This window comes from Bacillus sp. 22483 (genome assembly GCF_052044605.1).
GTDB classification, from domain to species: domain Bacteria; phylum Bacillota; class Bacilli; order Bacillales; family Bacillaceae; genus Bacillus; species Bacillus altitudinis.
Window position 1 is genome coordinate 103,315 of sequence record NZ_JBQENU010000007.1, and the last position, 23,627, is coordinate 126,941.

The following is a 23,627-nucleotide window of genomic DNA, read 5'->3' on the forward strand; positions in this document are numbered from 1 at the left end:
CTTCTTTGATGTGTAACCGTTTACACAGATAGATTATCATGAAAGCATTGAAAAAACAATCTTAAAAAAATAAAAAAAGAAAAGAAAGAGGACGTCTTCCTTTTCTTAACTAATAATGCCTGTTTGGGTAATGTTCACTTTGATTTTTGGGATGATTTTCACTTTTGGATAATCGGTGACCCAATTCATTTTCATATACTCATCATAATGTCTGACCCGGTATTTTCTGCCGAGGCTTAAGACGTCAGAATTTGCTTCTTGTAATGTAGCAACAATTTTTTCTGCTTCTTTTGTCAAGATGGTTGAAAGTCTTTTGTTGAGGATTTCAATTTTTTTGTCAGTATCAAGGTTATCTTTCGGATACTCAATGACAGAAGTATTAAATTCAAATTTGAGTGAGTATGTTAAGTTTCGATGATCAGGATTTAGAATCTCGATGTCTCTCTTTACATCAGTGACTTGAATCGTAATGTAATTGTTTTCTTTTGACTTCATGTCGCTTCGCACTTTTTTTGTGAAGTTGGCATACTTGCCCATTTTTCCGTCCATGATGGTGAGCAAGATCGCATCTTGACCGTACAACTCGCCTTTCTTTTTCTCATTATCAAATAGGGCAACACCTTTTACACTGATTAATTTCTTCGATTGATCAAAATGGATTAAGGGCAATGTGAAGTCCTCTCCAGTTTGGAGCATTTTAGATCGAATACTTTGAATGTTTTTAGGTGCTACTTGGGATGAGCGTGATGCGGTTGTGATCAAGTTATTTAAATAGTCACTCACAATGAGCTTTTCCTTCAGCAGCGAGTTAATCACTTCTTCACAGGTCCCTCCTTGAACAACGGCGAGATTTGCGAGGAGGGGGCTTTTCGGATCACGATAAAACATATCTAAGTAGGGCAGAAGACGATTTTGGGCAAATTCATCACCGATCAGCATCACCCGCATTTTCGACATGTCTATTTTTTGATCCACAATCCGGCTGAAGTTGGTTCTTGCTTTCCTTAAAGTAGGTGCTTCCGTTGTGAGAAGAGTGGTTAAAAAGCTGCCTGTATTTCCTTGCTCCATACTTTGAGACTGCTGCACCTTTCGATAAGTAATCGAGTACTTGGCATTGTCATCCTCTCCTTGATCAACAGCGGAGGTTAACACAAGAGAGATATTCTTTAATAAGTTTTGATCCCAGCAGCCAGGCATGAATATGAGAGACACACACATGAGCAAAGTCAGTATGTACTTATGACGCATGTGATTTCACCTTCCCTTTACGATGTTTGAAAAAGATGATAATGGCCATAAAGATCGGGAGTGTGTAAATAAATGAATATTGCGCAATGGTGGTAAAGTCATTAAAACGTTGAATTCTAAAATTATCGGTTGCAAGATAGCAGCTAGCCGCATAGATCAAAATGGCAAAATAAAAGACGTATTTTTTGTGGTCTTTTTTCTTGAGAATACTTGCTACGCCATTTGCACAGAAGTAGAGATAGTTACTAAGTGTGGCTAAAATGACAAATACCCAGAAACTAAGAAAAATTAAATCCGTCCGCTCAATCACACCGAACGAAATGGTTTTTAACAGATAAAGAACAGGATTTGGAATGATTTTAAGCTCAATCGGGCTGAAAAACATAAAACAAATCACTGTGATAAATAGGTAGTAAAGAGTCGTGCATATATTGGCAATGGTCATGACCTTGTATCGCGCTTTAATGGTGCCTTTCATCAGTGGAGAGATGATCAGAATCATCTCAAATCCATTCATAGATAATACAACATCCTTCAATCCAAGCTGAAATTGAGAGAAGTCCGTTTGGAAAAAGGGCATAAGGTAGTCGATATTGGTTCCTTTTAATGAATACAGCATGATGAGAGACAACAAGAGTAAAAAAGGAGTCAGAATAAAGTTGAATCTGACAATCGCTGTAATCTGTTCCTTGGCGATGTAAAGGATGGATATCATGAGTAGTAGGTTGATGACCCAATTGGGTGTAAGTGGTAAAACCCATATACCCAGAATTCTCGTGAAAATAGATAGAACGACAATACAGACTGAGGCGAAATAAATTGTATAAAGAGCCACTAAGATTCGCCCAACCCATTTTCCAAAAACCTCAATTAATGCCTCGAAAAATGATGTCTCAGGATATTTGTGAATGATATATATAAAAATGGTATTGATGATTTGGATAAAAAAACAGGCCAAAATGATAGCCATCCAGCCATCATGCCCCATATCTTTCATGAGCAAATGAGGCAGGGCTAAAATACCAACACCAATTTGAGATTGAATGATAAAAAAAACAGCTTGAGGTGGAGATATTTTATTTTTCATCCTTATTTGTCCATCCTCTCAAATTTTCAATTTGCTCTTTCTTTTTTGGATTTAAGTAAACAGGGCGCTTTTTGTACATCCACATCGGTAATCGAATCACAGTGTCTTTTAAGTCCTGCCAGTTAAATGGAGCCACTGGTGATAAGTACGGAACACCTAGTGATTCGAGGCGGCATAAATTCATCAATACGATCGACAGGCCAAATGAAATGCCAATAAACCCAAACATCGATGCCATGAACATGAGCGGAAAACGCAGCATCCTGATGGTAGACGTCATTTCAAACGAAGGAAGAACAAAGGAAGCAACAGCGGTCACGGCGACCACAACGATAAGAACATTGGAAATGAGCCCAGCTTTTACTACCGCATCTCCAATGACCAAACCGCCTACGATCCCAATGGTCTGTCCAATTGGTTTTGGCAGACGCACCCCAGCTTCGCGTATGAGCTCAATTGTAATCTCCATCAGCATTGCTTCAATTAACGGCGGAAAAGGAATGCCGATAATGGAATTTTTCATCGTAATCGCTAATTCATCCGGGACTACCTCATAATGAAAGCCGATGACTGCAATATAAAAAGAAGGCAAAATCACAGCGATGATACAGGCAATATAACGAAGAATACGAATAAACGTAGCTGGAATCCAGCGACTATTGTAGTCATCTGGTGATTGAAAGAAACTAAAGAACGTAATAGGCAGAATGATAGCCATTGGACTGCCATCCATCAGCACAACAATTCTTCCTTCAAGAATGGCAGATCTCACTTTGTCAGGTCGTTCTGTGTCAATAAGCTGCGGGAAGATGGAATACGAATCATCCTCAATCGCCTCTACAATAGAACCGGGGCTAAGCAGCGTGTCTACTTTAATAGAAGAAATTCGTTTGTTAACCTCATCTATCTTTTCTTGATTGGCAATATCAGAAATATAAACCGTCGCAACCTTTGTTTCAGATTTTGTACCGACCTTATGATACTGGATTGCAAGTTTTCGATCATTTAAGTGTGAACGCAGCAAATATAAATTGGTATCTAAACTCTCAACAAATCCATCATGTGCGCCTGCAATAATACTTTCAGAAGAAGGTTCAGAAATGGAACGCAGCGGCGGCTGCCCAACAGCAAATATTTTAATCTGTGCGGATTTTTCATCAAGGAAGGCAATACTTCCGGCAATAATGCTGTCGACAATCAGCGTCAAGTCACCTGTTTCGAGTGTACTAAGAGATTTTGCATAGTCCTGCTTTCCAGGAGGGCCAAGCAAGTTGCCAATAATGAAGTTGTTTAATTTACTTTCATCCACTCTTGTTTTAATAAAAAACAGCACTGATTTCGTTTCATTCACCATCAATTCCCGGTATTCAAAATCAGCGCTTTGTTGAAATGCTTTGTTCAGAATCCGAATCTTTTCCTCAAAACCGCCTGATAAAAAGTGTAAGCGTGTTTGCTCATTCGTATTTGGCATCTTTAGCCTCCTCTCACAGATTTTTTAACCATAGTGTAAGCCGAGAAGATGATTTTATGCGTCATCTTTGGGGAAAGCATGACACGAACCGACAACTTTCAACTAAAATCACATTAAAAATGTTAAGAAATGATGAATCTTGATAAAAAGAAATGAATAATGTTTCATTGTTTAGGTCATAAGGAGTGAATATCGTAAAGAGAGGCTATAACAAAATGATTAATCTTTGACATCTTATCCCAATTTTTTGTGACCTGAAAATAAGCAGATGACTTGATTTTTTGACAGGTGACCTTTGTCATAGGTCAACACATAGCGTTCTGACCGATGAGGATGACTTTCTAACCTGTTCATTTAAAAATATAAAATATTCTAAAACACGCACTATTCATTTAAAGCGCTGATATGACTGATTTCGTAGAGATGAAAGGGCTTTAAAACATTGATTCAAAATACATCTTAATAATTGTCGAAAAATTTAGGGAGAAAAGGACAAAAGATTTTTCACTGTTTGATGGTAACGCTTTCTCTTGTTTGAAGCAGAAATTCAGTCGTCATTTTGTCCGTCTTTTGGCCTTTTCATTTGAACGTGAGATAGGCAAATACGCCTTCTGATTAGAGGAATTTGGCATACGAGGAAGTGAAAGATTATGTTACATAATACCGATTGTGATTTTATGCTGAACCTATATACTGTTGATTGAATTTACATATCACACTCATAAAAAAAGGAGATGTAGATAAGCGATGTGGTTAATCGTTATAGCCTGTGTCATCATGTTAGGGATTGGCTTTATTGAAAAGAAGCGTCATCAGAAAAATATCGATGCCCTGCCGGTACGCGTCAATATTAATGGTATACGCGGAAAGTCTACCGTTACAAGATTGACAACCGGTATCTTAATGGAGGCAGGTTATAAAACTGTCGGCAAAACAACAGGAACGGATGCAAGAATGATTTATTGGGATACGCCAGAAGAGAAACCGATTAAAAGGAAACCGCAAGGACCGAATATCGGAGAGCAGAAAGAAGTTATGAGAGAAACCGTTGAAAGAGGAGCAAATGCCATCGTCAGTGAATGTATGGCGGTGAATCCAGATTACCAAATTATCTTTCAGGAAGAGCTGCTTCAAGCGAATATTGGCGTGATCGTAAACGTTCTTGAAGATCATATGGATGTGATGGGGCCAACTCTTGATGAAATAGCTGAAGCCTTTACAGCGACAATTCCTTACAATGGGCACTTGGTTATTACGGATAGTGAATATACAGATTTCTTTAAAGAGATTGCGAAAAAACGCAATACTGAAGTGATTGTTGCAGATAATTCCAAGATTACCGATGAGTATTTACGGAAATTCGAGTACATGGTGTTCCCGGATAATGCTTCACTTGCACTTGGTGTCGCACAAGCATTGGGAATTGATGAAGATACGGCATTCAGAGGCATGTTAAATGCGCCGCCTGATCCAGGAGCGATGAGAATTCTCCCATTAATGGACGCAAAAACACCTGGACATTTTGTAAATGGATTTGCGGCTAATGACGCAGCATCTACATTGAACATTTGGAAGCGTGTGAAGGAAATTGGGTATCCAACAGATGAACCGATTATTATCATGAACTGTCGTGCGGATCGCGTAGATAGAACGATCCAGTTTGCGGAGGATGTACTTCCTTATATTGAAGCAAGTGATCTTGTCTTAATTGGTGAAACGACAGATCCAATTGTGAAGGCATTTGAGGATGGAAAAATTCCGGCTGACCACTTACACAACCTTGAATATCAATCTACAGAACAAATTATGAACATGCTTGAGAAAAAGCTTCATAATCGAGTGGTTTATGGAGTCGGCAATATTCACGGCGCCGCTGAACCTTTAATCGAAAAAATTCAAGAATACAAAATTAAGCAGCTTGTCAGCTAGGAGGAAATATAGAAAATGTTCGGATCAGATCTTTATATCTCGTTAATTTTAGGTGTTCTACTCAGTTTAATCTTTGCAGAAAAAACAGGAATCGTACCAGCTGGGTTGGTTGTTCCAGGTTATCTGGCGCTCGTCTTTAACCAGCCAGTCTTCATTTTAGTTGTTTTATCTGTCAGCTTGCTGACATATGTGATCGTTCGTTTTGGTCTATCGAAATTTATGATTTTGTACGGACGCAGAAAGTTTGCGGCGATGCTGATTACAGGAATTGCCCTAAAGCTCATATTTGATTTCTTCTATCCAGTGGTTCCGTTTGAAATAGCAGAATTCCGCGGAATCGGAATCATCGTGCCTGGATTGATTGCGAATACGATTCAAAAGCAAGGTCTTACGATTACCCTTGGAAGCACATTACTTCTAAGTGGTGCAACATTTGCCATCATGTATGTTTACTATCTATTTTAAGATAAGGTGTGTCCAATGATGAATAAAAAATTGAGCTTTCAGGAAAAGCTGCTGAAAATCACAAAGAACCAAAAGAAAAAGACGAATAAACACGTACTGATTGCTTTACCGATTGTCATTGCTTGTACATTTCTATTTACATTTATCGGGAAAGCACAAGTGCCAACTGTAGAAAAGAATCCAGAAAACATCCTGACCGCTTCGTTTGTCGGAGATATTATGTTTGGAAGAAATGTAGAGAAAGTAACAGACCGCTATGGAAAGCAGCACCTGTTCCGCTATGCGAAGCCGTATTTTGATGTATCAGATTATGTAACTGGGAATTTTGAGCATCCAGTGGCTTCAGATAAGGAACAGGCAGCACAAAAGAATATTCATTTGAAAACAGATGAAGATTCTGTACAAGCGTTAAAGGATTTGAATTTCTCTGTACTAAACTTTGCGAATAACCATGCAGCAGACTACGGTGAAAAAGGCTTAAATAACACGATTGATGCCTTTGAAAAAGCTGACATGGATTATACAGGGGCAGGGCGCAACGTCAAAGATGCGAAGCAGAACATTTCATACAAAGAAGTGAATGGCGTTAAAATCGCTACCCTTGGTTTTACAGATGTATATGGAAAAGATTTTAAAGCAACAAATCGCAAGGCAGGTATTCTGCCAGCTGATCCATCTATCTTTATTCCGATGATTTCACAAGCTGCTGAAAAGGCAGATATCGTTGTTGTTCATGCGCACTGGGGACAGGAATATAACAATGAAGTAAACGACAGACAAAGAGAGCTGGCAAGAGCGATGTCAAAGGCTGGTGCTGATATCATTATCGGTGCACACCCGCACGTTCTTGAGCCGATGGAAGTCTATAACGGAACAGCGATTTTCTATAGCTTGGGGAACTTTATTTTTGACCAAGGCTGGTCAAGAACACGTGATTCTGCCATTGTTCAGTATCATCTGAATGAAGATGGAAAAGCGACATTTGAAGTGGTTCCAATGTACATCAAAGAAGCGACACCTGCTCCAGTCAAAGCAGGATCTCTTGAATCAAAATCGATTATCCGTATGCTGACAAATGGCACGAATGCGGATTGGAAAGAAAAAGACGGACATATTTTCTTTGAAGTCGATCATTCTGATAAAGTTCAAACATTAAAAGAAAACGAGGGGAAGGATAAAAAATGAAATTCCTTAAAGCAAGCTGGCCGTTTGTTGCGTTAATTTTAGTCTTTGTCTTTATGTCTGCTTTTAAATTTAGTGATAGCCTCACAGATCATGAGAAACAAAAGATCTCGGTTGAAATGCAGAAAATTGAACAGCAAAAGCAGTCAAAAGCGGAAGCGAGTAAATAAAGAAATGATGATGAAAAGAGCACGCGAGGCGTGCTCTTTTTTGACGGAAAAAGGTGTAAAATGAAAGAGGTCATGTCGAAACTATAAAAGAAAGGAGGAAGAGAGGATGAAATGGAAAGGAATACTGCTTGGAGGATGTGCCATTGTAGGACTCATGTTTATGTCTCAAACAGAGGTGTCTGCTCAAACAACATCTCCTTTAAAACAAGCGGAAACGCTGATAGGTACGCCTTATCATAAAGGAGGAATCGATCCGAAAACGGGCTTTGATGCGTCTGGCTTTATACAATATGTATACAAAACAACAGGTGCATTTGATTTGCCGCGAAAGGTGATCGATCAATACCAAATCGGTGAAAACGTATCATGGGGAAAAGCGAAGCCCGGAGACCTTGTCTATTTTCGCAGTCTTGAAGAAACAAAAGACATCCCGACACACGTTGCTTTGTACGCTGGAAATGATCAAGTGATCCACATCACACTCAGTCAAGGGGTGGTGAAAACAGATGTCAGCAAAAGTAAATATTGGACCGATCGGTTCTATGCGGTCAAACGGCTGCCTGTCTCCCAAGAGATGTCGGATGATCAACTGGTGAAAGATGCGATGAAATATCTAGGAATCCCTTATGTATTCGGGGCATCAGATCCAAAAGTAGGATTCGATTGTTCAGGTTTTTTACAATATTTATTTGAAAAATCACTTGGGATTTATTTACCAAGAAGTGCTGAGCAGCAATGGATGGTTGGAGAGAAAGTAGCACGAGACGATATTCGGCCTGGAGACTTTGTTTTTTTTAGCAACACGTATAAAAAAGGAATTTCACATGTAGGAATGTACATCGGAGGAGACCGCTTTATTCATGCGAGCCGTTCGGAAAGTGTGACGATTTCTTATTTGTCTGAATCGTATTGGCGTGAGAAATGGACAGGTGCGAAACGATTAACTGAGCTGAAACTAGCGAAAGAAGCCCCAGTCGTATCAAAAGCCGCTACGTATATTGGAGAAGTACCTTATGTAAAAGGTGGTGCGAGCCCAAAGCAAGGCTTTGATACAGCAGGATTCACGCAGTATATCTATCAAGAAGTGCTTGGAATTGAGATGCCTCGCTATGCATTTGGACAAGTTAAAGCAGGTACACCTGTAAAACGATCGGAACTAAAGCCAGGAGATCTTGTCTTTTTTAAAGGGACTTCGTTGATGCCAGCCATTTATGCTGGTTCAAATCAAGTCATTCATGTGACGGTTTCAAATGGCGTCGTCATTACCAATATGAAAACAAGTACGTATTGGAAGGATAAATATGAGACGGCCGTTAGAATCAAAAAATAAAGAAAAAGCCCGATCAATGCTCCGATCGGACTTCTCGACTTCTCACTAGGCGCTGATCAGACAAGCGTCTTTTTTTCTTGAAATTGATTCTGCAAAAGCAGATCAATAAAATAGGCGACGCCATCTTCATGGTTGCCTTTTGTGATATAGGTGCTTTTTTCTTTAATGACATCCACCGCATTCCCCATCGCTATCCTGTGTCCTGCTTCATCGAACATGGATAGATCATTAGGGCTGTCACCGATCGCATAAATATCGGATGGGTCTACGCCATAATGGGCTGCAAGTTTTTTGAGGGCATGTCCTTTACCTGACTCTTTTGGCAGTACCTCAATGATATGTTCTCCAGATGAGGTCAAGGAGAGCTCAGGCATCTTAGAAAGAAGATCTCGTGCTTCTTGCAGCTTATTCATATCAAAGGAGAAGCATAGTAATTTATAGGTTGGTTCATTCGACTCAAAAATTTGACGGATGTCATCGACAGGTTTGATACCAAACTGTTTAAATTGAGTCATCGCCCCTTCCCATAAATCAGCTACATCCTCATGAGGATTGGCGCTTTTGATCATATCAAATTCAGCTTTGAGCTTTTCTTTTCCATCAAATGGGGAAAGGAGGGCATCGTCTGTATAGACCTCGAAATAAATGTTCCGTTCCACTAATTCCTTTGCAGCACGTCTTCCAGCTTCTTGATCAAGGGTGATTCTGCTGAAGAGCTTGTACCCTTCTGTATGGACAGTTCCTCCGTTTGCCGCAATAATGGGAATATCCAAATCCCCAAGAAGCTCTTTTACATCAAAAGTCGCGCGCCCTGTACAAATGGTCACAATATATCCAGCTTCCTTCGCACGAATCAATGCTTGCCGGTTTTGAGTGGATATTTCACTTTTCGTATTTAAGAGTGTACCGTCTAAATCAATCGCAATCATTTTTTTCATTGCTGTTATATCCTCCTTCATTCATGCAATAGCCTCTTCAAAGTATGTACGATTTCCTTCATTCTCATGAAAGAGTCGGATCGTGGATTCCTCTCTTTAAGGCTAAACAAAAATGGTCAATTGATCAAGGATATAAGAAAAAGCGCCCAAAAGGACGCCTTTAGCGTGTAGACAAACCCTCGCATTCTTTGTCAGTCCTGCGCTCCGGTGCTCGTCCTTCCTAGACTGCAAAGGTTTTCTATCACGCTGAAAAGAAGAAAAAGGGCAAACACCTTTTTCAACACATAAAAAGCGCCCAAAAGGACGCTTTCTGTTTTTATGATAATTCAAGCTGTTTCTTCAATTCCGTTTTGACTTCGTTCAGTTGGTTTTGATCCAATTGGTAATAATAAACGCCATTTGGCTGGTAATCAGATCCTTTTAGTTGAATCGTATCAACAGATTTCAATGAAGTGAGTAGTGGGAAAAGACCGACTAGTTCTTTCATTGACAGGTTAGTTGAGACGTTATCACCTAGAGTATCTATGATATTGTCATAAGACGGAATAGACGTTACTGATTTTGATTTATCGAAAATGGCTTTTAAAACTTCCATTTGACGCTGTCCACGCATGAGATCACTGTCTGCTTTTCTTGTTCTCACATAAGCGAGAGCTTGATTACCATCTAGTGTGTGAGTACCCGTTTGCAGCTGAACTTTGCCCTTTGTATCTTTAAGAATCTGTTTCACAACATATTCATCTTTAATGTTAACGGAAACACCATTCAATTCGTTCACAATTTCCTTAAATGCTTTGAAATTACTTTCAATCACAAAGTCGACAGGGATATCTAGTAAATTCTCAACTGTACTCACCGTGAGGTCTGCATCACCAAATGCGTGTGCATGTGTAATTTTGTCATAACCATGACCTGGAATATTAACATATGAGTCCCTTGGAATACTTAATAATTTCACGGTTTTATTCGTACGATTTACTGTCGCTAATACCATTGCATCGCTTCGTGCTTGTTTGACGGTTTCGCCTGGTCTGCTGTCAATGCCAAGCAGCAAGACAGAAAAGCTATCTTTCCCAGGATCAAATGCTTCAATCCGTTTGACAGATTGTGCACCGCGGTCTAGAGAGACTTGTGCTTTTTTGGCAGCCGATGTCACTTTATAGTAGGCATAGCCGGTGACAGAAGCGGTTGTCAGTAAAAGAATACCAAAAATAAAAAGAGTGACTTTCACCCATGGTTTTAAACGCTTTTTGCCTTTGCGTTTACTTCTTGTTTGATCCATATATTTAAACCCTCGCTATGATTTTATAGTAAAGATGTCCTTCTTCCTGCTTACAAACTAAAACAAATATACCTTAAAACGGGATATAGTGCGACATTTTTTTCACTAACGCTTAATTGACGTTTCCTTATCTAAAAAAGTTTCAATGATACGCAAATGAAATATATTTGTCATAAAACATCGAAATGTTTGAAATGACAGGAAGTGAGGAAAATGATTTTTCATAGAGAAACATCTAGTCATTACATAGATAAAAGAGGGGTTATGATCATGAAAAATCGGAATGGGTGGCTTTATTTCTTCGGCGCACTTGGCGGCGCCTTATATGGTTACGATACAGGTGTCATTTCTGGCGCTATCTTATTTATGAAAGAGGATTTAGGTTTAAATGCATTTACAGAGGGACTTGTGGTCAGCTCGATTTTAATTGGGGCGATGCTCGGGTCTTCTCTTTCTGGAAAACTGACAGATCAATTCGGACGGAAAAAAGCGATAATCGCCGCAGCCATTTTATTTATTATCGGCGGATTTGGAACAGCCCTTGCACCGAATACGGAGGTCATGGTTTTATTCCGAATCGTGCTAGGACTTGCTGTCGGATGCTCGACGACGATTGTTCCATTATATTTATCTGAACTTGCGCCAAAGGATTCAAGAGGGGCACTTTCCTCATTAAACCAACTCATGATCACATTTGGTATTCTTCTTGCCTATATTGTGAACTACGTTTTAGCAGATGCAGAGGCATGGCGTCTGATGCTTGGAATTGCCGTTGTTCCTTCTGCTCTCTTGTTATGTGGTATTTTGTTTATGCCAGAAAGTCCTCGCTGGCTGTTTGTCCAAGGACAGGCGGACCGGGCGAAAGAAATATTGTCAAAACTTAGACAAAATAAGCAGGAAGTTGAAGACGAAATTGCGGATATTCAAAAAGCAGAAAGTGAAGAAAAAGGCGGTCTTAAGGAATTACTCGAACCATGGGTGCGCCCCGCTTTAATTGCTGGTGTCGGTTTAGCCTTTTTACAGCAGTTTATTGGGACAAATACAATCATTTATTATGCACCAAAAACATTCACAAGTGTCGGCTTTGGCGATTCAGCAGCCATTTTAGGAACTGTAGGAATTGGTGCAGTCAATGTTGTCATGACGTTTGTTGCGATTAAAATCATTGATCGTGTCGGGCGGAAAGCGTTACTCCTATTTGGAAATGTAGGGATGGTTCTTAGTTTGATTGTTCTAGCAGTGGTCAATCGTTTTTTCGAGGGATCAACAGCTGCAGGGTGGACAACGATTATATGTTTAGGACTTTTCATCGTCATTTTTGCTGTCAGCTGGGGCCCGGTCGTATGGGTGATGCTGCCGGAGCTGTTCCCGGTACATGTCCGGGGAATTGGTACGGGGGTATCGACCTTCCTACTGCATACAGGGAATTTGATCATCTCGCTCACATTCCCAACCTTGTTAAGTGCAATTGGCATCAGTAACCTTTTCCTTATTTATGCAGCCATTGGCATAGGTGCCTTCTTATTTGTGAAATATTTAGTCACAGAAACGAAAGGGAAAAGTCTTGAAGAGATTGAAGAAGATTTAAAAAAGAGAAACCGTGCCGTCGTGAATGACGAAGGGGAAACGGTATGAAAAAAAGACCAGCTGCATGAGGCAGCTGGTCTCAGCGTGTAGACAAACCCTCGCATTCTTTGTCAGTCCTGCGTGCTGGTGCTCACGAATGTGAAATTCGCTCCGCGCCAGTACTCGTCCTTCCTAGGGCTGCAAAGGTTTTCTATCACGCTGAAAAGAAGACAAAGGGCTAAAATCAAGTTCATTTTAGCCCTTTGTTAAACAAACGTTTAATCAAGAAAGGACAATCACTCATCTTCTGAACGTGCTGCCTATGACATACATATGGAACAGGCGGGCGAAAGGTGGAAATGAGATGAAAGGAAAAACGAGCATTGTGATGCTGACGTACAATGAACTGCACCTAACGAAAAAATGTATCGACAGTATCAAGGAGCATACTCGGCGTGATGAATATGAACTCATTATCGTGGATAATGCTTCATCAGACGGAACAAAGGAATATGTGAGACAACTGGAAGATGTCGTGTTGATTGACAACGAGAAGAATCAAGGTTTTGCCAAGGGCTGTAACCAAGGGGCGAAAAAGGCAACAGGAGATAGTCTTCTTTTTTTAAATAACGACACGATTGTGACCGAAAACTGGCTTTTGCCTTTAAGAGAAGCCCTTTTTGCATCAGATCGTATTGGCATGGTAGGCCCTGTCTCCAATTATGTGAGTGGTCCTCAGCTCGTTCAGCCATCTTACACAGATGTGAAGGAGCTTCCTGCCTTTGCGAAGGCATATACGGCTTCGAGAAAAGGTCAAAGAACATATGTGCACAGACTTGTTGGTTTTTGTCTGCTGGTCAAAAGAGAGCTGATCGAGGATGTAGGGTTATTTGATGAGCGGTTTGTATATGGATCATTTGAGGATGATGACCTTTGTCTGCGCTCATTGCTGAAGGGGTACCAGCTGCAAATCGTCCATGATTCTTTTGTGCATCATCACGGTCATGCTACCTTCAATGCCAATGAAGAAACGAACATCTCTACATTGTTTGCGGAGAACAGGCTTCGTTTTTTAGATAAATGGGGCATTGATTTAAATCTGATAACGCCCCATCCATATTTTGCAACACTGCTCCCTGAGGATGCCGGATGTGTGCTGGATGTTGGCTGTGGTGCTGGGGCGACAGGACTTGAACTGATCAACCGGCAGTCCGTTGACATGTACGGAGTAGAGGCGGATGCATTAAAAGCAGAGATGGCAAAGGCGTATTACAAAGAAGTGATTGAGACAAAAGCGGAGGCGTATCCTTGGTCAGAGAAAGAAGCTTTTTTTGATGCTGTGATCTTTTCTGATGTGTTAGAGCATGTGTCAGACCCATGGCAGTTGATAGCTCATGCGCATGCGTCTTTAAAACCAAGTGGCGTGATCATTTGCTGCTTACCTAATATGATGCATGCGGAAGTACTGCTGCCTTTAATGGCAGGTGATTTTACGTATCAAGATGTGGGGATTTTAGATCGAACACATATGAGATTTTTCACACCAAACACAATGCGGGCGCTCTTTCCAGACCATTTATTTCATCGCGTGATTGAACAGCCAATCAATGTGCCAATTGATCAAAACGTTCAATTGTTTTTTGACGAAGTGGCGAGAGTAGGAGAGTCACTTGGATTTCAAACAAAAGCATTATCTGATCAAGTGACGCTCTATCAGCTTTTGATCGTTGCACGTAAAAAAGGCGGTTCCCCCTCCGGGTAATTCGCCTCAGCGTGTAGGCAAACCCTCGCATTCTTTGTCAGTCCTGCGCGCCGGTGCTCGGAAATCCTTCATTCGCTCCGCTCCGGTACTCGTCCTTCCTAGACTGCAAAGGTTTTCTATCACGCTGAAAAGAAGACAAAGGGCTAAAACAAAGTTCATTTTAGCCCTTTGTCAACCATCTAAGGCGGTCATCCGCCTTTTGTGCTACCATTTAAAGTTTTTCGTTGCGCCTTCTGCACCAAAGTTCAAAATGCTCACTTTTACGTCATATGCAATGTCTACTTCTTGAAATAGTGTATCCCATTCGTTGCGGTGCTGATCCCAAAAGTCTGGATACTTGATGCGCACCTGCCGGTTTAAAAAAATCGGGTCAACACCCACATCTTTTTGCATGTGATTGACAGCTTTTTGAATGCGCTCTTTGATTTTGCGTTCAAAAATGCGCTCAAATCGTTTGATGTATTGCTCATCGTATGAGTTTTCAGGGGGATATTGATCTTCTGATAGTTTCCCGTTTGTTTGTACACTAATTTTAAAGGAGATCTTTCCGTTCTTCAGATAGGGTTCAATCTTGGACTTTGCTTTCTTGATTTCATACGTAATCGGAAAGCCTTTGTAGGTGGCAGGTACGACTCCGCCTGAGATGCGATTCATGACCCAGTTTAAAGATTGGACATCTTTTGCTGGTATGAATCCTATCAGCTTTCGCGTTTTCCCATGGATAATGCCTGCACCATCATAGGTGAGTTCTCCGTTTACGACATCCACACTTTGGACAAGAAAGCTTGTACCCATCTGAAAGTAATCCGACGCTCGGCCAATACGTGTTGGCAGTAAAATCTTCCCGTTAAAGCTCCGGTTTTTTGATGTTTCAAAAATATGCTCGACTGGAACCTTTTGTTGTGATTTTAATTTTTGATTGATGACTTTTGATGCCTCATGGCGTGACACTAAGAGGTAGCTGCTTCTTCGAACCTCATCATCTCGTATAAAGTGGTTGAGTGTCCCTTGAATATCATGATGTTCAGCTTGATCTTTGCCAAACAAAAAGATTTTGAGGTGATCACTGTAAATCGGCGGGTCCTTCAAAGCGACATTGCTGACTGCTTCCAGTACATTTTTCCCCTTTGAGACGACATTCACATAGCCAGGGGAGTCTGCTTCTTGTGTTCCGCCCATTTTAGGGACAAGGTTTTGATAGGTGAGTTTGACTCCGTTATCATCTTCCTCGTCAATGCCAACACCGCGCACAAACGATAATTTCTCAATATCTTTTAAGTCCCAGCAACCTGTCGATAAAAGCAAAAGACAGCAAGACAAAAAGATGAGCCATAAACGCCGTCCTTTCATGCAGATCGACCTCCCCATTTTTTACGTATCATGAGCAGAATAGCTGTTATAAAAGGAATCGCTAAAACAGCGAATAATGCATAGCCGAGTAAAGTCGAGTAGTAAAAGACTTCATTGATATTTCTCGGAAAAAGAGAGAGAGCTGAGGTCAGCAAAAACAGTAACCATAGCAGTCTCGTTAAATTGGTTGTCTTAAACACCGTTTGACAGCCTTTAATCGCAAATTGGAAAAAGCCAAGCATACAAATAAACTGCTGGCACGTCCAGATCGTCAGTAAGAAAATATCAAAGCGTTCAATGAAGACCCCTTCTAGTTCTAGCGCTTGAATGAGTGAGACAGTGGGCCAGGTGAGTGATTTCGTTTCTCCAACTGTCATGGAACCAATCACAATAAAGAGCGTGAGGGAGTAAATAAGTGTGGTGATCCCTACCCCGATCGCTGCGGCCCATTTCGCTTTTGACCATTTGTCTTTATAGACAAGCGGTACGACAAACAAAATGACTTCAAAGCCTGTAAATTGAATAAATGTTTGAGAGAACAAATTACTAAAATCTTTAAACCCGTGAGCCATTACCGGGCGTAAATAATCAAAATCAAATATTTTCAAACTAAACAGCATGAGCCCAATGTAAATGATCATGGTCATTGGATAAATGTATGTCACCATTTTTACTACTGGAAAAATTCCGCTTTTTAAATGATAGGTGGCCACCAGTAAAAAAATCATCACAATCACGGTCATCGGGGTCGATTGCAGCAGGAAAAATTGAACCACTTCCCCCAGTACACGCGCCTCAAAACCAACAATGGCTAGTAAATAACCGATCAGCATTAGGTTAAAAATCGTGCCAAAGAAGGCACCGGCTCCTTTTGTATTCGATTCAAAAATGGTATCCGGTGCATTTTTCTCCGCAATCCAACCTAGCAAAAAAGCAACGAAAGCAAAGATGACTCCCTGTATCAATACAATGATCCAGCCATCAGGGAATCCTGAATTGGCAGAACTGCGTGGAATGGTTAAAATTCCAGCGCCTATCATTGTAGAACTGCACAGAATGGTGACTTGTAACAATGATAGCTTCTCAGCTCTGTACATCGTTTAATCTCCTTGTCTTTTGAGATTTTTTGTCTTGGCTGTTTTCGGTCTCGATTTAAATAGCCCTATTGGTAAACGAACGTACGTATCTTTTAAATCTGAAAACGGTGAAGACAAAACAGGTGTGAAATAGTCAAAACCAAAGGTCTTGAGCTGCATCAAGTGACAAAGTACAAATAAATAACACATGATGAGGCCGTATAATCCAAACATGGCTGAACTGAAGATCGCCATAAACCGCAGGATGCGTAAGGGAAAGCTGAAATCATATGATGGAGCAGTGAAATCGGCTAGTGCCGTCAGAGACACAATAATGACCATTAAGGCACTGACGATATTGGCTTGGACAGCCGCCTGTCCAATAATGACGCCGCCAATCAGTCCAATCGTCTGCCCAATCGCCCTAGGAAGACGAAGTCCAGCTTCCCGCAGCAGTTCAATCGTAAACGACATCAAAATGGCTTCCACTACAGGAGGAAAGGGCACATTTTGCCGGCTGCCTGCGATGGTCAGTGCCATTCGTGTTGGTAATAAACCAGGATGATAGGAAACAAGGGCGATATAGAGTCCCGGTAAAAAGATCGTCAAAAGCACGGCAATATAACGGAGCAAACGCAAAAGAGTCGCACTTGTCCATCTTTGATAATAATCCTCCGGTGATTGCATCAAGGCAGTGAGAGTCATCGGCATAATGAGGGCAAACGGCGTCCCATCGAGCAAAATAGACACCTTTCCTTCGAGCACAGAGGCAATCACCCGATCAGGACGTTCTGTATTTTGAATCTGTGGAAAAATAGAGACATGACTGTCTTCAATCAACTGTTCAATATAGCCGGACTCAGGAATATCATCCATTTTGATTTGCTTCATACGAGAGAATACATCATCTACTAGTTTGGGGTCTGCGATATCACGAACATACACAAGAGCAGCAGATTTCTTGTTGCGAGTTCCTATGTTTACCTTTTGAATGACAAGGTTCGGATCATTTGCTCTTTCACGAAGCAATGCCGTGTTTTTTTCAAGATTTTCAATAAATCCAATCCGGGGTCCTCTTACAAGGACTTCTGATTGCGGCTCCTCTACTTCTCTAAATTGAAAAAGATTCGTATGGAGCGCAAGCGCTTGAGTGGCCCTATCCACAAATAAAATAGCCCTGCCGCTGTATAACTGCTCGATGGCAAGGTTCATATCTTCCAGCACATCATTTTGAATACCAAAGAACGTTTTAGAAAGGGAAGAAAGTGTGGTGTGGTCGACCTTGGTGATGGTCAGTTCCTTTTGCATAGGTGAAATGATTTGTTTGGAAAGCATCTCAAATTCTGTGAGTCCTTCAACGTACACGAGACATGCAGAGACAGCGGAAGGACCAAATGAAAAAGAGTGGAACACGATATCATCACTTTTGCCGGCAAAGCTTTTGACACGCTGAATGACGGACTCTATATCTTGTTCAATACGACTTTTCATAATACCTCACCCTCATGTCTTTTTTTATAGAGTGACTCGGAAGGAGAAGAATTATGCAAATAGAAAAAAGAGAATCCCCTAAAATAGGAATTCTCTTCACATGTTTATCTCGCCAGCCAGCCGCCATCTACGGCTAAAATATGCCCGTTCATATAATCAGATGCAGGGGAGCTGAGAAAGACGGCGGCACCTGCTAGATCTTCAGGCCTTCCCCAGCGTCCAGCGGGGATTCGTTTCAGAATCTCTTCATTCCGGTTCGCATCGTCACGAATGGCTTGCGTGTTATTGGTTGCAATATAACCAGGCGCGATCGCATTGACCTGAATATGCTGACTTGCCCATTCGTTTGCAAATGCTTTCGTCAAACCTGCGACAGCATGCTTACTTGCTGTATAAGCGGGAACAAAGACACCGCCTTGAAATGATAGAAGGGAAGCGATATTGACAATTTTCCCTTGCCCTTTTTGCAGCATCTGCTGTCCGACCTTTTGCGTGAGGAAAAAGAGACTGTTGATATTCACATCCATCACAGTATGCCAGTTTTCCTCTGAATATTGAGCAGCCTCTTCTCTTTTAATGGTACCAGCATTATTGATTAAAATATCAATTGAATGCTGCTTTAAAAGGGCATCAACATCCCGCTTTGCGGACTTAGGATCTGAAAAGTCTACTTGAATCGCATGAAATGATCTGCCGGTCTGTTCGACAAGTTCTTTTGTTTCATCAAGCGGCGTATGGTGGTAGGTACCGATGATATCTGCACCTGAACGGGCAAGCGCTACGGCAATACCTTGCCCAATTCCAGTTCCAGGACCTGTGACAAGAGCTGTTTTGCCTTCGAGGGAAAAGAGGGACGCTACATAGGATGTCGTCGTCATCTCATTACCTCAGCTGGTCCATCGGGACAAAGTCCATATCTTTAAACGTATAGTTTTCTCCCGCCATTGCCCAAATAAATGAATAATTTGCGGTACCTGAGCCTGAATGAATGGACCAGGCAGGTGAGATGACGGCTTCTTCATTTGCCACAACGAGATGTCTCGTTTCAGATGGCTCCCCCATAAAATGAAAGACACGTGCGTCTTCCTCTATATCAAGATATAAGTACACTTCCATCCGCCGGTCATGTATATGAGCAGGCATCGTGTTCCATGTGTTATTGGTTTCAAGCTGAGTGATGCCCATCATAAGCTGGCAGCTTTGGATGCCGTCTGCATGAATGACCTGATACAGATTCCGTACGTTCGAGGCGGATGCTTCCCCTAAATGATTCGGTGTTAATTCAGCGATCGCAGCCTTTTGTGTCGGATACGCTCTATGAGCGGTGGCTGACACAAGATAAAATTTGGCCTGCTCACCTGATGAACTAGCAAACTGTACATGTTCGTGTCCAAGTCCAATATATAAGAAATCTTTATGCTCCAGCACAAATGACTCACCATCGACTGTAACCGTACCTTGGCCGCCGACATTCACAATGCCAATTTCCCGTCTTTCAAGGAAATATTCTGTACGTAAAAAGTCGCCGGCATCTAGCTTGATCGGTTCTGATGTCGGCATAACACCGCCAATCACCACACGGTCCTCATGCGAATAATACAGCTTCAATTCACCACTGACAAAAAGTATCGGAATATGAAAATGACGACGAAGTTCCTCTGTTGTAAAACGCTTGACCTGCTCAGGATGTACAGCATAACGATTTTCCATTTGAGATAAGCCTCCCTTTCCATCTGAAACATATGATTGTTTTATTTGGTATCGGTTTCAAGGAAAATTCTAGAGGAAAAAGAGAGAGACGTCAACCGTTAATTTGAAATCGCTTTCTTTAATTGTATAAAAGCTTTTTTTCTTCATGTTCATGAAAAAAATCTTCTGATACAGCTTAACTTGTGGTATGCTTTTTTTAAGTTTATTTGAAATCGGTTTCGAAACAAATGAGAAGATCGATCTTGGGAGTTTTTTGTATGAAAGAGAAAAAGCAAACGAAAGTCACCATTAACGAAGTTGCTGCATATGCAGGTGTCTCAAAATCAACGGTATCCAGATACATCAATGGCAGAACAAATGAAATTTCTCCTGAAAAGGTAAAAAAGATTAAAAAAGCCATTGAGGAGCTCCATTACCGTCCGAGTCAGCTTGCCCAAGGATTGAAAGTAAGAAAGAGCAAGGTCATTGGTTTTATTGTGGCTGATATTACGAACCCGTTCTCTGTTGCGACACTTCGTGGTGTGGAAGAGATTTGTGATGAATATGGATACAGCATCATGGTGTGCAACACAGATAATCGTCCAGAAAAAGAACGAGAAATGCTTCTGAAGCTGAATGCGCATTATATTGAAGGGCTGATCATCAATACGACCGGTCAAAACAATGACATTTTGCAAGACTTTAAGCAAAACGGTGTACCGATTGTTCTTGTTGACCGTAAGTTACCTGAACTCAAGGTCGATACCGTCACAACGAATAACCGTGACATCACGGCTCGTCTACTTCATCAGATGTATGAAAAAGGCTACGAACATATCGCTTTCTTTACTGAGCCGGTCGATGGGATTAGTCCACGTGAAGAACGAAAAGAAGCCTATGAACAGACGGCCATGAGTCAACATAAGACACCTATGATTGCAGAAATCAATTTGAAGCAAAAGGAACAAATGCGAGATGAGATTTGTCGGTTTTTACAATCAAACCATCAGAAAAAAGCGATTTTAGCAGGCAATGGATTACTTATGCTGAAGCTCATCAGTGAACTCGTCGATCTTGGGGTGAAGATACCTGAGGAGATAGGCATTGCTGGATTTGATGATACAGAATGGTATAAGCTGATCGGGCCAGGCATCACTACGGTGGCGCAGCCATCTCATGAGATGGGGAGAGCGGCGATGCAAAAAATCAAGACGCGTCTTGAAGGGGATAAGAGTGCACCCCAGACCATTCAACTTGATGGAGAAATCATTGTGAGAAAATCTTTATAAACGTCAGGCAGAGAAGAGTATACATACGTGCATGCTCTCTCTTTTTCAACTGTTTTGAAACCGGTACCAAGAAAGGGGAGAAATCAGTGAAAGCATTGGATGTGATCACATTTGGGGAATCAATGGCGATGTTTTATGCAAAAGAAATTGGCGAGCTTCACCAAGTGCATACGTTTCAAAAAGCACTTGCTGGTGCAGAGAGTAATGTTGCGGTCGGCTTGGCAAGATTAGGCTTTAGCGTTGGCTGGATGAGCAAGGTCGGGGCGGACTCACTTGGTACATTTATTTTAGAAGAGCTTCAAAAAGAAGGGGTCGATACGAAGGCAGTACTCCGTTCAAATGATGGAGCCAAAACAGGGATATTGCTTAAATCAAAAGTCATCGATGGAGACCCTGATGTGACGTACTACCGAAAAGGCTCTGCTGCGAGCACATTGAACGCAAGCGATTTCCCGTCCACTTATTTTCAGCAGGCAGGACATCTTCATATGACCGGAATCCCGCCTGCTGTGTCTAGTGAAATGAGAGCGTTTTCTTTTCATGCCCTTAAAGAAATGAAAGAAGCAGGAAAAACCATTTCCTTTGACCCGAACCTGAGACTTCAACTATGGGAAGAGGAAGAAGACATGATTCATACGGTGAATCAGATGGCTGCTCAAGTAGATTGGTTTTTCCCTGGGCTTGCAGAAGGTCAAAGACTCACGGGGTGTCATGAGCCGGAAGCGATTGCGGATGTTTATTTACAAAAAGGTGTCAAGCTTGTGGTCATTAAACTGGGAGCGGAAGGAGCCTATTTCAAAAGTGCATCGGGCCAAGGTGTAGTGGATGGTTTTCATGTATCTCATGTCGTGGATACAGTCGGAGCTGGTGATGGATTTGCAGTGGGAGTGATGAGCGGTCTGCTGGACGGATTATCATATGAAAAATCGGTGACAAGAGGCAATGCCATTGGAGCACTTGCAGTCATGTCCCCAGGAGATCACGAGGGACTGCCGACTCGGGAAGAGCTTCAGGCATTTATAAAAGAAGCCAAACGATATCAAAGGCGACACGATATGAAGGGAGATGAGAGGTATGGGAAAGTCAGCAAGTATGAGCGTTAAAGAGAAGCTCGCAGCTTGTAAACTCATTGCGGTGGTCAGAGCAGGTAGTGAAGCAGAGGGGATAGAGATGATTGGTCGTTTAAAGAAAAAAGGGGTGCGGGCCATCGAAGTGACATATACCACGCCCAATGCAGAGCGGATCATTGCATCTTACCAGCATGACCACGACTTGATTGTCGGAGCCGGAACGATTACAACGCTTGAGCAGGCACAATCAGCCATTGAAGCCGGCTCTCAATTTATCGTCAGCCCGGGATATCTTCCTGTCATCGGAGAGCACCTATCTTTTCACGATACACTTTACGTTCCAGGTGTTTTGACCCCGAGTGAAATTATGCAGGCAAAAGCAAATGGATACAGCGTGTTAAAGCTTTTTCCGAGCGGCGCCTTCGGTTTGTCCTATATGAAAAATTTGCAAGGCCCGTTTCCAGAGATTGAGTTCATCCCAACAGGAGGCATTCATCCAGTCGATGTGCCAAAGTGGCTTGAAGCAGGAGCTGTGGCAGTAGGTGTCGGCAGCCAGCTTGAAAGCAGTACAGCAGAAGAATTACAGGCTGTTCTTTCTTCCGCCATCATGTAGTTCACATAAACAACCGGCGGATGACTGCCGGTTGTTTGTTCGTTTATCTGACATAAAAGATGGGAAGGCACTTCTTTTCACGTAAAATGAGCATAAAGGAGAGGTCGATATGTACATTCAACAAGATGAACTAAAAGATGGTCAAATTGAACAATTGATTAAAGCTCATTTAGAAGAGATGAAAAAACATTCACCGCCAGAAAGCATTCATGCCCTTCCGTTAGACGATCTGAAAAAACAAGACGTCACAGTATGGAGTGCAAGGGATGGAGAGGCGCTTCTTGGCTGCGGAGCCATCAAGGAGCTATCAAGTGAACATGGTGAACTCAAATCGATGAGGACGGCAGCAGCCCATATGCGAAAAGGCGTGGCGAAGCATCTGTTGACCCACCTTCTCCAAGAGGCGAAGCGGCGGGGGTATAAAAGAGTCAGCCTTGAAACAGGTGCGATTGCTTTCTTTGAACCAGCAAGAAGATTATATGAAAGCTTTGGATTTCGATATTGTCCGCCTTTTGGTTCATACCAAGAAGATCCGAACAGTTTATTTATGACAAAGGAATTATAGAGGTCGAGAGAGTATGCTTTTATAAGCAGCTCTTTTTTTATGCGGCAACAATGG

At 41.7% G+C, this 23,627-nt stretch carries 21 protein-coding genes; 11 read left to right on the top strand and 10 right to left on the bottom strand.

The features are described 5' to 3' along the window. Positions 1-105: 105 nt before the first annotated feature. The 3 genes from ACTJJQ_RS12230 to ACTJJQ_RS12240 are packed head-to-tail and all read right to left on the bottom strand — an operon-like array spanning position 106 to position 3,806. The gene (locus ACTJJQ_RS12230) at positions 106-1,248 is read right to left on the bottom strand and encodes a Ger(x)C family spore germination protein (protein WP_217967762.1); all 1,143 of its coding nucleotides are present in this window, start codon (positions 1,246-1,248) and stop codon (positions 106-108) included. Beyond that, a complete protein-coding gene (locus ACTJJQ_RS12235) occupies positions 1,238-2,335 on the bottom strand; it encodes a GerAB/ArcD/ProY family transporter (protein ID WP_217967763.1) in 1,098 nt (365 codons plus the stop codon). The genes ACTJJQ_RS12230 and ACTJJQ_RS12235 overlap by 11 nt, the downstream gene beginning before the upstream one ends. Beyond that, positions 2,325-3,806: a spore germination protein gene (locus ACTJJQ_RS12240; RefSeq protein ID WP_440600227.1), complete on the bottom strand. Its 1,482-nt coding sequence runs from the start codon at positions 3,804-3,806 to the stop codon at positions 2,325-2,327. The genes ACTJJQ_RS12235 and ACTJJQ_RS12240 overlap by 11 nt, the downstream gene beginning before the upstream one ends. Before the next feature lie 747 nt (positions 3,807-4,553). Between ACTJJQ_RS12240 and pgsB the strand changes: the two genes are divergently transcribed. From pgsB to ACTJJQ_RS12265, 5 genes are all read left to right on the top strand, one after another. Then, entirely contained in the window at positions 4,554-5,735 is a 1,182-nt protein-coding gene (gene pgsB / locus ACTJJQ_RS12245) for a poly-gamma-glutamate synthase PgsB (RefSeq protein ID WP_007497522.1), read from the top strand. Between the two features lie 15 nt (positions 5,736-5,750). Further along, positions 5,751-6,200 carry a poly-gamma-glutamate biosynthesis protein PgsC gene (gene pgsC, locus ACTJJQ_RS12250; RefSeq protein WP_007497520.1) on the top strand — a complete coding sequence of 150 codons (450 nt, stop codon included), beginning with the start codon at positions 5,751-5,753 and terminating at the stop codon, positions 6,198-6,200. An 18-nt stretch (positions 6,201-6,218) separates the two neighbouring features. Next, positions 6,219-7,385, top strand: a complete 1,167-nt coding sequence (locus ACTJJQ_RS12255; protein ID WP_024718710.1) for a CapA family protein — start codon at positions 6,219-6,221, stop codon at positions 7,383-7,385. Beyond that, positions 7,382-7,552: a hypothetical protein gene (locus tag ACTJJQ_RS12260; protein WP_008343253.1), complete on the top strand. Its 171-nt coding sequence runs from the start codon at positions 7,382-7,384 to the stop codon at positions 7,550-7,552. Before ACTJJQ_RS12255 ends, ACTJJQ_RS12260 begins: the two co-directional genes overlap by 4 nt. A gap of 106 nt (positions 7,553-7,658) precedes the next feature. After that, positions 7,659-8,882 carry a C40 family peptidase gene (locus ACTJJQ_RS12265; protein WP_217967765.1) on the top strand — a complete coding sequence of 408 codons (1,224 nt, stop codon included), beginning with the start codon at positions 7,659-7,661 and terminating at the stop codon, positions 8,880-8,882. A gap of 56 nt (positions 8,883-8,938) precedes the next feature. Here ACTJJQ_RS12265 and ACTJJQ_RS12270 read toward each other — a convergent pair whose 3' ends face one another. Both ACTJJQ_RS12270 and ACTJJQ_RS12275 read right to left on the bottom strand, forming a co-directional pair. Further along, the gene (locus ACTJJQ_RS12270) at positions 8,939-9,820 is read right to left on the bottom strand and encodes a Cof-type HAD-IIB family hydrolase (protein ID WP_440600228.1); all 882 of its coding nucleotides are present in this window, start codon (positions 9,818-9,820) and stop codon (positions 8,939-8,941) included. Positions 9,821-10,136: 316 nt separating this feature from the next. Continuing rightward, complete coding sequence (locus ACTJJQ_RS12275) at positions 10,137-11,102, bottom strand: LCP family protein (protein WP_017360001.1); 966 nt, start codon at positions 11,100-11,102, stop codon at positions 10,137-10,139. A gap of 270 nt (positions 11,103-11,372) precedes the next feature. Here ACTJJQ_RS12275 and ACTJJQ_RS12280 point away from each other — a divergent pair, with 270 nt between their 5' ends. Together ACTJJQ_RS12280 and ACTJJQ_RS12285 are read left to right on the top strand one after the other, a co-directional pair. Beyond that, positions 11,373-12,737 carry a sugar porter family MFS transporter gene (locus ACTJJQ_RS12280; RefSeq protein ID WP_281201195.1) on the top strand — a complete coding sequence of 455 codons (1,365 nt, stop codon included), beginning with the start codon at positions 11,373-11,375 and terminating at the stop codon, positions 12,735-12,737. Positions 12,738-13,032: 295 nt separating this feature from the next. Then, on the top strand, positions 13,033-14,430 hold the full coding sequence (locus ACTJJQ_RS12285; protein ID WP_440600229.1) for a glycosyltransferase: 1,398 nt from the start codon (positions 13,033-13,035) through the stop codon (positions 14,428-14,430). A gap of 204 nt (positions 14,431-14,634) precedes the next feature. Here the strand turns inward: ACTJJQ_RS12285 and ACTJJQ_RS12290 are convergent, their stop codons facing one another. From ACTJJQ_RS12290 to kduI, 5 genes are all read right to left on the bottom strand, one after another. Then, a complete protein-coding gene (locus ACTJJQ_RS12290) occupies positions 14,635-15,780 on the bottom strand; it encodes a Ger(x)C family spore germination protein (RefSeq protein WP_025208098.1) in 1,146 nt (381 codons plus the stop codon). Next, the gene (locus ACTJJQ_RS12295) at positions 15,777-16,877 is read right to left on the bottom strand and encodes a GerAB/ArcD/ProY family transporter (protein WP_017368171.1); all 1,101 of its coding nucleotides are present in this window, start codon (positions 16,875-16,877) and stop codon (positions 15,777-15,779) included. The genes ACTJJQ_RS12290 and ACTJJQ_RS12295 overlap by 4 nt, the downstream gene beginning before the upstream one ends. A gap of 3 nt (positions 16,878-16,880) precedes the next feature. Continuing rightward, positions 16,881-18,347, bottom strand: coding sequence for a spore germination protein (locus ACTJJQ_RS12300; RefSeq protein ID WP_017359996.1), 1,467 nt, complete (start codon positions 18,345-18,347; stop codon positions 16,881-16,883). 104 nt (positions 18,348-18,451) lie between these two features. Beyond that, entirely contained in the window at positions 18,452-19,225 is a 774-nt protein-coding gene (gene kduD, locus ACTJJQ_RS12305; protein WP_048001908.1) for a 2-dehydro-3-deoxy-D-gluconate 5-dehydrogenase KduD, read from the bottom strand. Positions 19,226-19,229: 4 nt separating this feature from the next. Then, positions 19,230-20,057 carry a 5-dehydro-4-deoxy-D-glucuronate isomerase gene (gene kduI / locus ACTJJQ_RS12310; protein WP_008343239.1) on the bottom strand — a complete coding sequence of 276 codons (828 nt, stop codon included), beginning with the start codon at positions 20,055-20,057 and terminating at the stop codon, positions 19,230-19,232. 257 nt (positions 20,058-20,314) lie between these two features. On the opposite strand from kduI, the gene ACTJJQ_RS12315 reads away from it, so the two are divergent. The 4 genes from ACTJJQ_RS12315 (at position 20,315) to ACTJJQ_RS12330 (ending at position 23,573) form a co-directional block, all read left to right on the top strand. Further along, positions 20,315-21,325: a LacI family DNA-binding transcriptional regulator gene (locus tag ACTJJQ_RS12315; protein ID WP_017368168.1), complete on the top strand. Its 1,011-nt coding sequence runs from the start codon at positions 20,315-20,317 to the stop codon at positions 21,323-21,325. Between the two features lie 86 nt (positions 21,326-21,411). Further along, entirely contained in the window at positions 21,412-22,428 is a 1,017-nt protein-coding gene (locus ACTJJQ_RS12320) for a sugar kinase (protein ID WP_076821224.1), read from the top strand. Then, entirely contained in the window at positions 22,400-23,008 is a 609-nt protein-coding gene (locus tag ACTJJQ_RS12325) for a bifunctional 4-hydroxy-2-oxoglutarate aldolase/2-dehydro-3-deoxy-phosphogluconate aldolase (protein WP_440600230.1), read from the top strand. Before ACTJJQ_RS12320 ends, ACTJJQ_RS12325 begins: the two co-directional genes overlap by 29 nt. A 109-nt stretch (positions 23,009-23,117) precedes the next feature. Further along, positions 23,118-23,573 carry a GNAT family N-acetyltransferase gene (locus tag ACTJJQ_RS12330; RefSeq protein WP_440600231.1) on the top strand — a complete coding sequence of 152 codons (456 nt, stop codon included), beginning with the start codon at positions 23,118-23,120 and terminating at the stop codon, positions 23,571-23,573. Positions 23,574-23,627 lie beyond the last annotated feature (54 nt).